Annotated in this window: 12 protein-coding genes and 3 tRNA genes; 6 read left to right on the top strand and 9 right to left on the bottom strand. The window is 73.3% G+C overall.

Going from position 1 to position 13,675, the window contains the following annotated elements:
* Window positions 1-22: 22 nt before the first annotated feature.
* Window positions 23-1,570, bottom strand: coding sequence for a Tat pathway signal sequence domain protein (locus AC4H2G_RS01025; protein WP_494363913.1), 1,548 nt, complete (start codon window positions 1,568-1,570; stop codon window positions 23-25).
* A gap of 162 nt (window positions 1,571-1,732) precedes the next feature.
* Here AC4H2G_RS01025 and AC4H2G_RS01020 point away from each other — a divergent pair, with 162 nt between their 5' ends.
* Together AC4H2G_RS01020 and AC4H2G_RS01015 are read left to right on the top strand one after the other, a co-directional pair.
* Window positions 1,733-2,386 carry a SigE family RNA polymerase sigma factor gene (locus AC4H2G_RS01020; RefSeq protein WP_494363912.1) on the top strand — a complete coding sequence of 218 codons (654 nt, stop codon included), beginning with the start codon at window positions 1,733-1,735 and terminating at the stop codon, window positions 2,384-2,386.
* Entirely contained in the window at window positions 2,383-3,417 is a 1,035-nt protein-coding gene (locus tag AC4H2G_RS01015; RefSeq protein WP_494363911.1) for a hypothetical protein, read from the top strand. The genes AC4H2G_RS01020 and AC4H2G_RS01015 overlap by 4 nt, the downstream gene beginning before the upstream one ends.
* 91 nt (window positions 3,418-3,508) lie before the next feature.
* Here AC4H2G_RS01015 and AC4H2G_RS01010 read toward each other — a convergent pair whose 3' ends face one another.
* The 6 genes from AC4H2G_RS01010 to AC4H2G_RS00985 form a co-directional block, all read right to left on the bottom strand.
* Window positions 3,509-3,952 (bottom strand): MaoC family dehydratase, encoded by a 444-nt coding sequence (locus AC4H2G_RS01010; protein ID WP_494363910.1) that lies wholly within the window; start codon window positions 3,950-3,952, stop codon window positions 3,509-3,511.
* On the bottom strand, window positions 3,949-4,422 hold the full coding sequence (locus tag AC4H2G_RS01005) for an FAS1-like dehydratase domain-containing protein (RefSeq protein ID WP_494363909.1): 474 nt from the start codon (window positions 4,420-4,422) through the stop codon (window positions 3,949-3,951). The genes AC4H2G_RS01010 and AC4H2G_RS01005 overlap by 4 nt, the downstream gene beginning before the upstream one ends.
* A 23-nt stretch (window positions 4,423-4,445) precedes the next feature.
* A complete protein-coding gene (gene rpmG, locus AC4H2G_RS01000) occupies window positions 4,446-4,616 on the bottom strand; it encodes a 50S ribosomal protein L33 (RefSeq protein WP_021482899.1) in 171 nt (56 codons plus the stop codon).
* Window positions 4,617-4,699: 83 nt separating this feature from the next.
* Window positions 4,700-4,776, bottom strand: a tRNA-Met gene (locus AC4H2G_RS00995).
* Between the two features lie 62 nt (window positions 4,777-4,838).
* Window positions 4,839-4,911, bottom strand: a tRNA-Thr gene (locus AC4H2G_RS00990).
* A 144-nt stretch (window positions 4,912-5,055) separates the two neighbouring features.
* Window positions 5,056-5,137: transfer RNA gene (locus AC4H2G_RS00985), tRNA-Tyr, on the bottom strand.
* A 260-nt stretch (window positions 5,138-5,397) separates the two neighbouring features.
* Between AC4H2G_RS00985 and rarD the strand changes: the two genes are divergently transcribed.
* From rarD to AC4H2G_RS00965, 4 genes are all read left to right on the top strand, one after another.
* Complete coding sequence (rarD, locus tag AC4H2G_RS00980) at window positions 5,398-6,282, top strand: EamA family transporter RarD (protein ID WP_494364107.1); 885 nt, start codon at window positions 5,398-5,400, stop codon at window positions 6,280-6,282.
* Between the two features lie 191 nt (window positions 6,283-6,473).
* Window positions 6,474-9,062: a metallophosphoesterase gene (locus AC4H2G_RS00975; RefSeq protein WP_494363908.1), complete on the top strand. Its 2,589-nt coding sequence runs from the start codon at window positions 6,474-6,476 to the stop codon at window positions 9,060-9,062.
* Between the two features lie 177 nt (window positions 9,063-9,239).
* The gene (locus tag AC4H2G_RS00970; RefSeq protein ID WP_494363907.1) at window positions 9,240-9,734 is read left to right on the top strand and encodes a YajQ family cyclic di-GMP-binding protein; all 495 of its coding nucleotides are present in this window, start codon (window positions 9,240-9,242) and stop codon (window positions 9,732-9,734) included.
* 12 nt (window positions 9,735-9,746) lie between these two features.
* Window positions 9,747-10,727, top strand: coding sequence for an HAD family hydrolase (locus AC4H2G_RS00965; RefSeq protein ID WP_494364106.1), 981 nt, complete (start codon window positions 9,747-9,749; stop codon window positions 10,725-10,727).
* Here AC4H2G_RS00965 and AC4H2G_RS00960 read toward each other — a convergent pair.
* Together AC4H2G_RS00960 and htpX are read right to left on the bottom strand one after the other, a co-directional pair.
* On the bottom strand, window positions 10,680-12,437 hold the full coding sequence (locus AC4H2G_RS00960) for an L-aspartate oxidase (RefSeq protein ID WP_494363906.1): 1,758 nt from the start codon (window positions 12,435-12,437) through the stop codon (window positions 10,680-10,682). The genes AC4H2G_RS00965 and AC4H2G_RS00960 overlap by 48 nt on opposite strands.
* 229 nt (window positions 12,438-12,666) lie before the next feature.
* On the bottom strand, window positions 12,667-13,554 hold the full coding sequence (gene htpX / locus AC4H2G_RS00955) for a zinc metalloprotease HtpX (RefSeq protein WP_494363905.1): 888 nt from the start codon (window positions 13,552-13,554) through the stop codon (window positions 12,667-12,669).
* Window positions 13,555-13,675 lie beyond the last annotated feature (121 nt).

Genomic DNA, 13,675 nt, shown 5'->3' with positions numbered 1-13,675 from the left:
GGCACGAGCCCGGTGCGCCGGGTCAGCGCAGCCCGCCCACCTGGAGCGGGTTGGCGCCCGCCGCGGCCATCAGGTACCACGACGTCGCACCGACGTGCTGGACCTGGAAGTACCCGAAGCCGAACCCGGAGTCGATGAGGCTCGACGCCGCGACGACGCCTGACCGCTCGGGCAACGGGGTGCCGCCGACCGTCTGGCCCGTCCCCACGGAGTCCTGCGCGACCCGCACCTCGCGCAGCAGGTCCGCCGCGCGGTCGCGGTCACTCCTCCCGCCTCTCCCCGCCCCGCGCCGGCCCTTGTCGTGGCCGCTGCGCCCGCCCTTGTCGTCGCGGTCCGCGAACGCTCCCGCGAGCTGGGCCGTCCCCTCGAGCCACACCCCCTGCGGGTGCACGGGGAGCCCGTTGTACGACGCCGTCGAGGTGAGGCTCGCGCTCGAGAACGTCACGCCCTCGACGGCCACGCCCGCCGGGAGCTGGGAGACGCCGTCGCCCGCGACGTCGCGCGCCGAGAGCGCCTCCCCCGCCCAGTCGAGCGCCCGCGCGTACCGGCGGTCGCGCAGCGCGAGCCAGCCCCAGGTCTGCGGGTCGAGCGGGAGCGGGTCGCGGTTGATCTCGACGCCGTCGTTCGTGCCGGTGTAGAGGTAGGCGCCGTCGGGCTCCCACATGCGGTCGACGAACGCGCGCGCGTGCTCGCTCGCGCGGTTCCAGCGCCGGTCGCGCGTGGCGGCGGCGAGCTGGCGGAAGAACGCGACGCAGTCGACGTTGTGCTCGGTCGAGCCGTTCGGGACCGGCGCGTTCGCCGCGTCCACGCCGAACGAGAAGCCGCCGAGCGGCCGCGTCGACCAGGTGTTCGCGACGATCCACTCGGCGATCCGCAGCGCGCCGCGCAGGTAGCGGCCGTCACGCGTCGCGGCGTGCAGGTGCAGCAGCGCGATCCCGGGCCACGCCATGTCCCCGACCGCCGTGCCGAGGAACCCGAACTGCCAGCCGATGTTCGCCGTCCCGTCGGGGAGTGCCAGCCCGTGCTCCTGCGGCGTGCCGTCGTAGAACACGTACGGGCCGACGTTGTACGCCTGGCGCAGGCGGCCGTCGTCGTACGCGGGGTCGTTCTCCTGCGCGAAGAGGAAGCCGTCGCCGAGCGCTCGTGCCCGGTCGAGGTGCGCCCGGCCGGCGGTGAGCGACGCGCAGATCGCGAGGGCGTTGTCGTAGACGAATGCCGTCGAGAACAGCCCGAGCTGGTCGGCGTACGACTGCGCGAGGCGTGGGCCGGGGTTCTGCTGCGGGTAGGCGTCCGTCATGACGTCGAGGAAGGCCTGCGCGCGCCGGACGGACTCGCGCTGGTCGCCGCCGTGCGAGCCACCGTGCGGGCCACCGTGCCCGCCGCCCGCCGGCAGGAGCGGTGCGCCGACGGTCGTCGCGGTCGCCGGGGCGGCCAGCAGGGTCGTCAGCGCGGCGGCACCTGCGCCCGAGAGGGCGAGGAAGGCGCGACGGTCGAGCGCGCGACCGGTGCTCGTCCGCCGGGCGGGTGCGGGGCCACGGGTTCCGGGGTCGTGGGGTCCGGGCAGGGTCATGAGCGTCTCCTTCGACGTCGGCGAACCGTGCGCACCACGATAGTGGGAGCGTTCCCACGAGGGGAAGGGCGCGCGTCGTCCTGCGTCGCCGAGCTCGATGACGCAAGACGGCCCCGCGGGACTCAACCTTTCCCCGTTCCCGGGCGTGTCACAGTCATGACCGTGAACGCACTCGCCCTCGCGGAGGACGACCACGCGCCCGACGACGGGCCACCCGACCAGATCACCCTCGTCCGGGTGGCCACCGACCGCGACCAGGAGTTCGCCGACTTCATGGCCGGCGCCGCGCCCCGGCTCGCGCGCACCGCCTGGCTCCTGTGCGGGGACGCGCACCTCGCCGACGAGCTCGTCCAGCAGGCGCTGACCAAGACCTACCTGCGCTGGTCTACGGCGCGCGAGCGCGACCCGTACGCCTACGCCCGGCAGGCGCTCGCGACCTCGCGCGTCGACCAGTGGAGGCGGCGACGGCGCGAGGTCCTCGTCGCTCCTCCCGACGTGCCCGAGCATCCGGCCGGACCGGCGTCCGCGGAGACGCACGCCGAGCGCGACCGGCTCGTCCGCGCGCTCGCGACGCTCACGCTCCGGCAGCGCCGGATCGTCGTGCTGCGCCACCTCGTCGGGATGACGGAGCGGGAGGTCGCGGACGACCTCGGCGTCTCCGTCGGCACCGTGAAGTCGACGGCGTCGCGCGGGCTCGCGCAGCTTCGCTCGGTCCTCGGCGCGGCGGACGCCGTCCGCTCGCGGGCCGACGCACCGACAGCCGTACGAACCCCCTACCGCCCCACGCACGACCGGACCGACAGGAGGCAGTCATGAACGACACCCTTCCGACCGACGACGAGACGTTCGTCCGCGTGCTGCGCGCACAGGTCGAGGCCGTCGCACCCCGCATCGACGTCGACACCGATCGCGTGCTCCCGGCGGCCCGCCGCGGCCGACGACGGCGGCGCGTCCTCGTCACGGGCGCGTGCGCTCTGGTCCTCGTCACCGGTGGGGCGGGGGCGGCCTCCCACTGGACGGAGCCCACCCCCACGCAACCGTCCGAGGTCGTCCCGGCGAACGGCATCACCGCGACCCCGGAACCCGTCGCGACCGCGGCAGGCGGCGTCCCGGCCGCCGGGCAGTACTGGCGAGTTCGAACCGTGACGCACACGACGGAGACGGGCGCGAACGGCCAGACGCGGGAGCACTCGCAGGGCGTCACCTACTGGACCGCGCGCGACCCCGAGGGCGATTCATACCGGGCCTTCGAGGGCACCGAGGGCCTCGAGCCGTCGCCCGGCTCGACCTTCGGCTCGCTCGTCGTCGCCGGGCAGCTCGTGCCTCTGAGCTGGGACGAGCTCTCTGCGCTCCCGATCGACCCCGCAGAGCTGGACGGGCTCCTGCGCGAGAGCGTCGAGGCGAAGGTGGGGTCGGTGATCGAGGACGCGCTCGCCCAGACGACGTGGAACCTTCTGCAGAACGGCCCCACCACTCCCGCCGTGCGCGACGGGCTCTGGGCGACGCTGACCGGCCTGCCGGGCAGCACTCCGCTGGGCGCCGTCCAGGACGCGCAGGGGCGCACCGGCGAGGGCGTCCAGTGGACCGGCGAGGAGCAGCCCGGCAGGACCGTGCGCCTCGTCTACGACACCGCCGCGCACCGGCTGCTCGAGCTCACCATGGAGATCGACCTCGGCACGCCCGTGTCCGACGCCGAGCCTCCGGCCACCGACGCCTCGCAGGAGTCCGGTACCGGAGAGTTCGGCACGCCCACCAACGTCGTGGAACGCAGGACGTTCCTCGACGAGGGGCCCGTCGATGCGCCGCCCGACCACGACGGGGGCGTCGACTGCTGGGAGACCTGCTGAGGCCCTGGTACGACGACGAGGGCGCCGCACCCGCCGGGTGCGGCGCCCTCGCGGCGTCACGAGCGCGTTGCGTGCAGAGCGACCGCGGCGATCAGAGCCGGACGACCGCCTGGCTCTTGCCGAGCACGCGCGCGCCCTCGAACATCACCGTGAGGTCGACGCGCACGGTCCCGGCCTCGGCGTCGATCGCGCCGACGGTGCCGGTGACCTCGAGCGTCGCGACGCCGGGGTTCGGCACGGGTACGGGGCGCGTGAAGCGCGCCTGGTAGTCGACGACGGCGCCCGGGTCGCCCGCCCAGTCCTCGACGAGCGCGACGGCCGCGCCCATGGTGAACATGCCGTGCGCGATGACACCCGGCAGACCGACCTGGGCCGCGAACGCGTCGTTCCAGTGGATCGGGTTGAAGTCGCCGCTCGCGCCCGCGTAGCGGACGAGACGGGCACGGTCGACGTCGACCGTGCGGGTCCCGACGACGTCGCCGACCGAGAGGTCCGCGAGGACGGGGCGGCCGGGCACGCCGGACTCGGTGCTCATGCGTCCTCCCCGCGGACGGCGAGGGTGGAGCGGACCGTCGCGACCGGCGTCCGGACGGGCTCGCCGTCCTCGCCGGGCGACTCCGCGAGGATCTCGCAGCGCGTGGTGACCATCGCGAGGCCGGCCCGCTCGACGATCGAGTCCACGTGCAGCACGGTCACGAGCTCGTCGCCCGCGACGATCGGCCGGTGATGCGTGAAGCGCTCGTCGGCGTGGACGACGCGCGAGAAGTCGATGCCCGCCTCGGGGTCCTCGATGAGCTGCGCCTCGGCGCGCTGCGCGACGACGACCGCGAACGTGGGCGGTGCGACAAGGTCCGGATAGCCAGCACCCCGCGCCGCCACGAGGTCGTGGTGCACGGGGTGCGTGGAACCGACCGCCGCGGCGAACTCGCGCAGCTTCTCCCTGCCGACGGAGTACGGGGCGTTCGCCGGGTACTCGCGACCGGCGAAGTCTGCGTTGATCGCCACGGGTCGGGTGCCGGACCGCTGGGTCAGCGGGTCTCGCGGTGCGCGGTGTGCTTGCCGCAGCGCGGGCAGAACTTCGCGAGCTCCAGACGGTCCGGGTCGTTGCGACGATTCTTCTTGGTGATGTAGTTGCGCTCCTTGCAGTCCACGCACGCCAGCGTGATCTTGGGGCGAACGTCAGCGCTCTTGCTTGCCACGGTAGTGAGCCACCTCTCGCGCCTCAGGCGCTTGTGCTGTGCAGGCCGCACGACGCCGGCCGCCGTACGGAGATTGTCGAAAGTGGTAGCGGAGGCGGGGATCGAACCCGCGACCTCACGATTATGAGTCGTGCGCTCTAACCATCTGAGCTACCCCGCCGCATGAGGCGAACGCGAGGTCGTCTCGCAGTATTCCAGCAAGACGACCCCGCGTCACCACAGAGCCCCGAAAGGGAATCGAACCCTTGACCTTCTCCTTACCATGGAGACGCTCTGCCGACTGAGCTATCGGGGCAGCGCGGAAAACTCTACACGCAACCGGGCGCGGTACGAAATCGGCGGGATTCCGCCGGTCCGGGCCCGTCGCGGCTCGGACCGGCGCCCTCCGGTGACGAACCACGACGGGGCGTCACCGTGAGGTGACGCCCCGTCGCTCCGGTGGCAGGTGAGGGATTCGAACCCCCGAAGGCTGAGCCGTCTGATTTACAGTCAGATCCCTTTGGCCGCTCGGGCAACCTGCCGTGTGGAGCTGTCGCGCACGACCGACCCGTGAAACGTCGTGCGGGGTGGCCATGGCGGCGAGCCAACGATACAGCCCGTCCGGCCGCAGTGCGAAATCCGCTCCGCGGCGGGCTCCTAGAGTGGTCCAGTGACCGACCCTGCTCCCTCGCCGGAGCGCACCCCCTCCACGCCGGAGCGCACACCGGACCTCGACGACACGGCTGCACGACCCGACCAGCGCCCCGCACCCACCCCCGGCGCCCTCGACCGCCGGGGCGTCATCTTCGGCGCGAGCGCCTACGTCCTGTGGGGCGCCATGCCGCTCTACTTCCCGCTCCTCGAGCCCGCCGGGCCGCTCGAGATCATCGCGCACCGCGTCGTCTGGAGCCTCGTCGTCTGCGTGCTGCTGCTCGTCGTCGCGCGACAGCTCGGCCGGTTCGTGCGCGTCCTGCGCACCCCGCGCACGCTCGCGCTGCTGGGCGTGGCCGGCGTGCTCGTCGCCACCAACTGGACGATCTACGTCTACGGCGTGCTGTCGGGCCACGTGCTCGACGCCGCCCTGGGGTACTTCGTCAACCCGCTCGTCACGGTACTCCTCGCCGTCGTCGTGCTGCGCGAGCGGTTGCGACCCGCGCAGTGGGTCGCCCTCGCGATCGGCACGGCAGCGGTCGTCGTCATCGCGGTCGGGGTCGGGCGGGTGCCCTGGATCGCGCTCGGCGTCGCCTTCAGCTTCGGGCTCTACGGGCTCGTGAAGAACCGCGTCGGCAGGAATGTCGAGGCCCTGCCCGGCCTCGCCGCCGAGACGACCACGATCGCGCCGCTGGCGATCGCCTACCTCGCGTGGCTCGGCGCGACGGGGAACGGCACGTTCTCGCCCGCCGACCCCGGCCACGCCCTGCTGCTCGCGTCGTCGGGGCTCGTCACCGCCGTCCCGCTCCTGCTGTTCTCGTCCGCGGCGCGGCGCATCCCGCTGTCGCTCGTCGGCATGCTCCAGTACCTCGCGCCCGTCCTGCAGTTCCTCTGCGGGGTCCTCGTGTTCCACGAGCACATGCCGCCCGCGCGGTGGGCCGGGTTCGTCCTGGTGTGGCTCGCGCTCGTCGTGCTCACGGCCGACGGCCTGCACGCGTCGCGCGCCGCGCGGATGGCACGCGCGACGACGCGCTGACAAGCCGCGTCGACATCGGGCGCCGACGTTCACGTCCCCGACGACCCCCGTTCACGGCGCGCCCGTAGCGTCGCAGCGCCGGTCGACGCGTCGTCTCCCGGGCCGACCTTCGTCTGTTCTGACAGCGCTGGCGGCAGCCCGTGCGACGGCCGCACCCGGCTCGTCCCCCACGGCTATCGAAAGGTCCTCCCGTGCCACGAGGCTCCCGACGGCTGCTTGCCGCAGCCGCGCCCGCCACCGCGCTCGCCGTCCTCGCGACGAGCGTCGGCCTCACCGCCGCGCCCGCCACCGCCCGGCCCGCCACCGCCGCCCCCACCGCCACGGCCACGGCCACCGACGACGTCGGCTCCCGGTTCACGCTCGCGGTGCTGCCGGACACGCAGTTCTACTCCCGCTACGCGCAGTCGAACTTCGAGCCCGACTACGGGACGAACCCGTTCGCCGCGCAGACGGCGTGGCTGGCCGAGCACGCCGACGAGCTGAACATCCCGTTCGTCACCCACCTCGGAGACGTCGTCGACCGGGTCGGTGTGGAGAACGAGTGGACGACGGCGGACGCGGCGATGCGCACGCTCGAGGACGTCGCGCTCCCCTACTCGATCCTTGCCGGCAACCACGACGTGCTGAACTCGCGCGACGACCTCTACGACACCGGGTACGACCTCGCCGCCGAGCCCTTCCTGCGGTGGTTCGGCCCTGAGCGCGCCGCGGACCAGGCGACCGACGGCGGGGTCGACCCGACCGGCATGAACCAGTACCAGGTGTTCGAGGCCGAGGGGCAGCAGTTCCTCGTGCTCGGTCTCTCGTGGCGCGCGTCCGACGCGACGCTCGCGTGGGCGGACGACGTCATCGCCGCGCACCCGACGACGCCCGTGATCCTGACGTCGCACGACGTCATCAACGCCGACCTCGGCGCCGACGGCCGCACCGGCGGCACGAGCGCCAACGGCGAGCGCCTGTGGGACGAGCTGATCGCGCAGAACGACCAGATCTTCCTCACCCTCAACGGGCACTACCACGGCGCCGCCGTGACCGAGCGCACCAACGACGCCGGCAACACCGTCACGCAGATCCTCATGGACTACCAGATGGCCTACGAGGGCGGGAACGGGTACCTCGGGCTGTTCGAGTTCGACCTGTCGAACGACATGATCGACGTCGAGACCGTCTCGCCGTGGGTCGTCAGCAAGCCCGCGGAGTCGCTCACGTCGTACGACGACCCTGTGCTCGAGGGCGACGCGCAGCGGTTCTCGATCCCCGTCGACTTCTCCGAGCGCTTCGGCGGGTTCGACCCGGCTTTCGGCCCGGGCGAGGGACAGTGGCCGTCGCTGAGCGACCGTGCGGTCGAGCTGATCACCGACGGCTTCGAGGGCGTGCCCGGCACGACGGACGTCGCGCCCGGGAACCGCGAGGACTACGTCGCGGTCGACGGCACGCTCGCACACTGGCGCACGACCGGGGAGACCGGGATCCTCGCCGAGGGCGGGATCGTCGAGGACGTCGCGGGCGACAGCGACCTGCACCGCGTCACGATCGCCGAGTCGGGCTCCCCGACCGCGCAGGTCGAGGACGTCACCGTCGTCGACGAGACCTACCCGTACTCCTCCTCGGGCCAGGCCGTGTGCTTCGCGGGCTCGACCAAGGTCACGGACCGGTACAGCTACCTGTCGACCGCCGCCGACGCCGCGGTCAACGACGCCGACCTCTCCGGCGGCTACACGATCGAGACGTTCGTCCGGATGGACGCGTCCTGGACCGCGGACGACAACGCGTGGAGCAAGGCCCTCACGCGCACCGGCAACCGCTCGAAGATCCCCGGCATGCCGTGGAGCCGGTGGGACTACACGGCGTCTCCCGCGGCGCTCGGCATCTCCAACCTCCGCGAGCTCCAGTGGACCGAGGTCGGCCAGGACGCGACGAAGGGCGACCGCACCAGCTGGTCCGGCGAGATCATGGTCGACACGTGGAGCCACGTCGCGATCGTCAACGACCCCGCGACGGCCGAGACCACGACGTACGTCAACGGCGCACCGGTCCTGCGCACGGCCCTGGACACCGTCGGGGCGTCCTTCAACCCGGGCATGCCGTGGATCGTCGGTGCCGACTGGGTCGACGACGCCGCCACGAACGGTTGGCACGGCTGCGTGGGCGAGACGCGCGTCGTCGACCGCCCGCTCGACCGCGGCGAGTGGCTCACGGCCCGCCCGGACCTCGCCGGCCTCGAGGTGACGGACGTCCCCGAGCAGCCCGTCCCCGCGGACGCGACCGAGGTGGAGCTCGCCGGTGTCGGCACGCCGCGCGCGACGGTCACGGCGGCTCCCGGCGCCGCCCCGGCGCTCACGACGACCGTCGCCGAGGACGGCACCTGGTCGCTCGCGATCCCCGCGACCGCGGTCGGGACGACGGGCACCGTGGTCTCCGTCGTGCAGGGCTTCGGCGACCGGGTCTCCGACGCGGTCGAGGTGCCGCTCACGCGCGCCGGCGACCCGGACGACGAGCTCGACCACACGGTCGACGTGCAGGTGCGCCAGCTCGGGACGCGGCCGTACCTCACGGTGCGCGTGCGCAACGACGCGGACGTCGCCGTGGACGTCACCGTGGAGACGCAGTACGGCAGCCGCACGTTCGAGGACGTCGACCCGGGCCGGAACGCCTACCACGCGTTCCCGATGCGCAGCGGCGACGGCTCGGCGGGGACGGTCACCGTCACGGTGAGCGCCACGCAGGGTGGTGTGACGGTCACCGACGGCTCCGTCCTCGGGGCCGACGCGACCCGCTGACCGCTCGCGGGACCACGCACCCGGGTCCCCGGGCGGGCGCTGCGCTCGCCCGGGGACCCGGGTGCGACCGCCGGCAGGGACCGTCCCCGACGGTCGGCGTGCGCCCGACTCGGCTACCGTGGGCTGCGCACGCGGCAGCACGCAGCGCCGCGCCGGACACGTCACGAGGGAGAACCCATGGCCGACTCGTCGTTCGACATCGTGAGCAAGGTCGACCGCCAGGAGGTCGACAACGCGCTCAACCAGGCCGCGAAGGAGGTCGCGCAGCGGTACGACTTCCGCAACATCGGAGCCTCGATCGCCTGGAGCGGCGAGAGCATCGTCATGGTCGCCAACTCGGCCGAGCGCGTCCTCGCCATCCTGGACGTCTTCGAGACCAAGCTCATCAAGCGCGGCATCTCGCTCAAGTCGCTCGACACGGGCGACAAGGAGCCCAAGCCTTCCGGCAAGGAGTACCGGCTCGCGGCGACCCTCAAGGAGGGTCTGTCGAGCGAGAACGCGAAGAAGATCACGAAGATCATCCGCGACGAGGCCCCCAAGGCCGTCAAGACGCAGATCACGGGCGACGAGGTCCGGGTGACCTCGAAGTCCCGCGACGACCTGCAGACCGTCATCGCGCTGCTCAAGGGCGCGGACCTCGACGTCGCGCTGCAGTTCACGAACTACCGGTAGTCCGCGGTGGCCCTGCCCGGCGGCGGTCCGCACCTCGCGCCGTCCGCCCACCCGGGCGCAACGCGCCCAGCCGGACTACCGCTCCTCGTCGCGACCGACCTCGACGGGACGCTCCTGCGCTCCGACGGGAGCGTGTCCGCGCGCACGCGCGCCGCGCTCCTCGCCGCCGAGGACGCCGGCGTGGAGATCGTCTTCGTCACGGCGCGCCCGCCGCGCTGGCTCGCGCCGCTGCGCGACGTCGTCGGCGGGCACGGTCGCGTGATCTGCCTCGGTGGCGCGGCCGTGTGGGACCTCGCGACCGGGCGCGCGCTCGACGTGTGCGGCTTCGCCGACGCCGACGCGCGGCGGCTCGTCGCCGACCTGCGTGCCGAGGTCCCGGACGTCGTGCTCGCGCTCGAGCGTGTCGAGGGGCCGACGTTCGACCCGGGCTTCCGCTCGCGGGCCGACGACACGACGGACCCGGCCGAGGCCGACGTCGTGCGCCCCGTGGAGGAGACGCTCGGGTCCGCCGCCGACCGGTCGACCCCGGGCGCCGTCGGGAAGATCCTCGCGCGGCGCGCAGGCGCCCCGCCGCCGCCCGACGCGCCCGCGACGCAACCCGTCGTCGTCGCGCACGGCGGTACCGACGACGACGCGGCACAGGAGCGGTTCTTCGCCGAGGTGCGCGAGGTCGTGGGCGACCGCGCGCACCTCGCCTACTCCGGTGCGGCGGGCCTCGCCGAGCTCCTCGCACCGGACATCACGAAGGACGCCGCGCTCGCGCGCTGGTGCGACCGTCTCGGTGTTCGCGCACAGGACGTGTGGGCGTTCGGCGACATGCCCAACGACATACCGATGCTCCGCTGGGCGGGCCGCTCCTTCGCCGTCGCCAACGCTCACCCCGACGTCCTCGCGGCCGCGACCGACCGGGCCGGCTCGAACGACGACGACGGGGTGGCGCTCGCGCTACTCGACGAGCTTGCCCGCCACGGAGTCGTCGTCACGCCGGAGTGAGGCGATCTCGTCCGGCACCGGGGGGACCTGCTCGGCCTCGACGCCGCCGTCGGGCGACCAGACGAGGTTGACGCGCAGCGCCGGGTCTGTGGCCGGGAAGTCGGACCTGTTGTGGCACCCGCGCGTCTCGCGGCGCGCGAGCGCGGATTCCAGCGTCGCGCGCGCCGCCAGGAGGGAACCTCGGAGGTCGAACGCGTGGGCGAGGTCGTCGTACCCGGCGATGTCGGGGTGCGCGACGACGGCCGCGGCGCGGTCCTCCACCTCGCCCAGCCGCCGCAGCCCCTCGGTCAGCCCGTCCTCCGAGCGGACGACGCCCGCGTGCGCGGACATGAGGTCGCGCACCTCGCGCTGGAGGCGGCGTGCGTTCTCCTGGCGGGCCGCGTCCGCACCGAGGGGCGTCCCGAGGCCCAGGAAGCGGTCGACCTCGTGCGCGGCCTCCGCGAGCGCGTCGCGGTCCCGTCGAGGGGCGTCCGCCCCGATCGCGAACTCCGCCGCGGCCTCGCCCGTGATCCGCCCGTACACGAGGAGCTCGATCAAGGAGTTGCCGCCGAGCCGGTTCGCCCCGTGCAGCCCGCTCGCCGCCTCGCCGATGACGTACAGGCCGGCGACGTCGGTCGCGTGGTCGGCGGCCGCGACCCGCACCCCGCCCATGGAGTAGTGCGCCGTGGGGGCGACCTCCATGGGCGTCGTCGTGATGTCGAGCATCTGGAGGTCCAACATCATGCGGTAGACCCGCGGCAGCCGGTCGAGCACCTGCTCGCGCGGCAGGTGCGACACGTCGAGGTAGACGCCGCCCTTCGCGGTGCCACGCCCCTCCGCGATCTCGGTGAAGCCCGCGAGCGCGACCCGGTCGCGCGTGGACAGCTCCATGCGCTGCGGGTCGTACCGCTCCATGTACCGTTCCCCCGCGGCGTTGCGCAGGATCCCGCCCTCGCCGCGAGCGGCCTCCGACACGAGCGTGCCCGCGGCGTCCTCGGGCTCGAGGATCCCCGACGGGTGGAACTGCACGAGCTCGGCGTCGCGCAGTCGCGCACCGGCCAGCACCGCGAGGCGCCACGAGTCCCCGGTGTTCTCGTCCCGGCGCGACGACGTGCGCCGCCAGATCCGCGTGTGGCCGCCCGCGGCCAGGATCACAGCGTCCGCGTGGATCGTCACGCGCGCACCGTCGGTCACGTCGAAGCCGTACGCCCCGAAGACGCGCCCGCCCGAGGTGAGGATCCGGGTCACGTAGACCGTGTCGAGGACCGGCACGCGCAGCTCGCCGGCGCGTCGCACGAGCGTGCGCTGGATCTCGAGCCCCGTGTAGTCGCCCGCGAAGGCGGTGCGCCGGTAGGAGTGCGCGCCGAAGAACCGCTGGCTGATCCGCCCGTCGTCCTCGCGGGCGAACGGCATGCCCCACCTCTCGAGGTCCTCGATGCCACGCTCTGCGCCGCGCGTCACGATCTCGACGACGTCGGGGTCCGCGAGCCCGTACGACTCGGTGATCGTGTCCGCCGCGTGCTGCTGCCACGAGTCCTCGGGGTCCATGGTCCCGAGCGCGGCGTTGATGCCACCGGCCGCGAGACTGGTGTGCGCGTCGTGGCGGCGGCGCTTGCCCACCGCGAGGACGTCGACCCCCCGTTCCGCGAGCTCGATCGAGGCGCGCAGGCCGGCGCCTCCCGTGCCGATCACGAGGACGTTCGTCGCGAGACGTCGATGACTCCACTGCATGGCGGGACCTCCGTCGGTGCACCAGGGTCGCCCGGCCCGGGGGTCCGGGCGACGGTCCCGGGGAACCGGGGCCTCCGTCCACGGTAGGCACGGCGACACCCGCGCGGACCGGGTCGTGAGACGGGTCACGCAGCCGGTGCGTCACGCTCGTCGGTCACGCTCCTGCGTCACGCTCGGGCGTCACGCTCCTGCGTCACGCAGGAAGATCACACCGGATGGCCGCGCGCGGTCAGTGGTACGTGATCCCGCCGTAGCCCGGCCCGTGCCCGGCCATCGCCTCGAGGCGCTTGATGCGGTCGGCCATGGGCGGGTGCGTGGCGAACATCTTCGCGACACCGGCGCCCCGGAACGGGTTCGCGATCATGAGGTGCGAGACGTCGACGAGGTCCCGGTTCTGCGGCAGCGGGGCACGCTGCGTCCCCGCGTCGAGCTTGCGCAGCGCGGACGCGAGCGCGAGCGGGTCGCCGGTGAGCCGCGCGCCGTCCTCGTCCGCGTCGTACTCGCGGGTGCGCGAGATCGCCAGCTGGATGAGCATGGCCGCGATCGGGGCGAGGATCATCATGGCGAGCGCGGCGAGCGGGTTGCCGCCCCGCTCACGGTCCCCTCCGAAGAACAGGAGGAACTGGGCCAGCGACGTGATGACGCCCGCGAGCGCCCCCGCGACCGAGGACGTCAGGATGTCGCGGTTGTACACGTGCATGAGCTCGTGCCCGAGCACCCCGCGCAGCTCGCGCTCGTCGAGGATCCGCAGGATGCCCTCCGTGCAGCAGACCGCGGCGTTCTTGGGGTTGCGACCGGTGGCGAACGCGTTCGGCGCCTGCGTGGGCGAGACGTACAGGCGCGGCATCGGCTGGCGCGCCTCGGTCGAGAGCTCGCGGACGATGCGGTACATGGCCGGCTGCTCGAGCTCGCTCACCGGTCGGGCGTGCATGGCCCGGATCGCGATCTTGTCGGAGTTCCAGTAGCCGTAGAACGTCGTCACGAGGCCGATGCCCACGAACACCCAGAGCAGGCTGGCCTTGGCCCCGAACAGGGCCCACAGGCCGAGCACGACCGCCCACATGCCCCCGAACAGCGCGGCGGTCTTCAGACCGTTGAAGTGCTGGCGTCGTCCCACGGGCGCTCCTTCCATGCTCGGGGCGGCCCACCGTGGTGCCGGGCCGCCCGCTGGGCGGCGTTCCTGCCGCCGCCCACCAGGTGAACGCGCCACGGTCCCGACACGTTCCCAGGGCACCCGT

Source organism: Cellulosimicrobium sp. BMG9.23, from assembly GCF_059159985.1.
The sequence above is the reverse complement of the archived record's forward strand: the minus strand, read 5'-3'. Positions and strand labels throughout refer to the sequence as shown.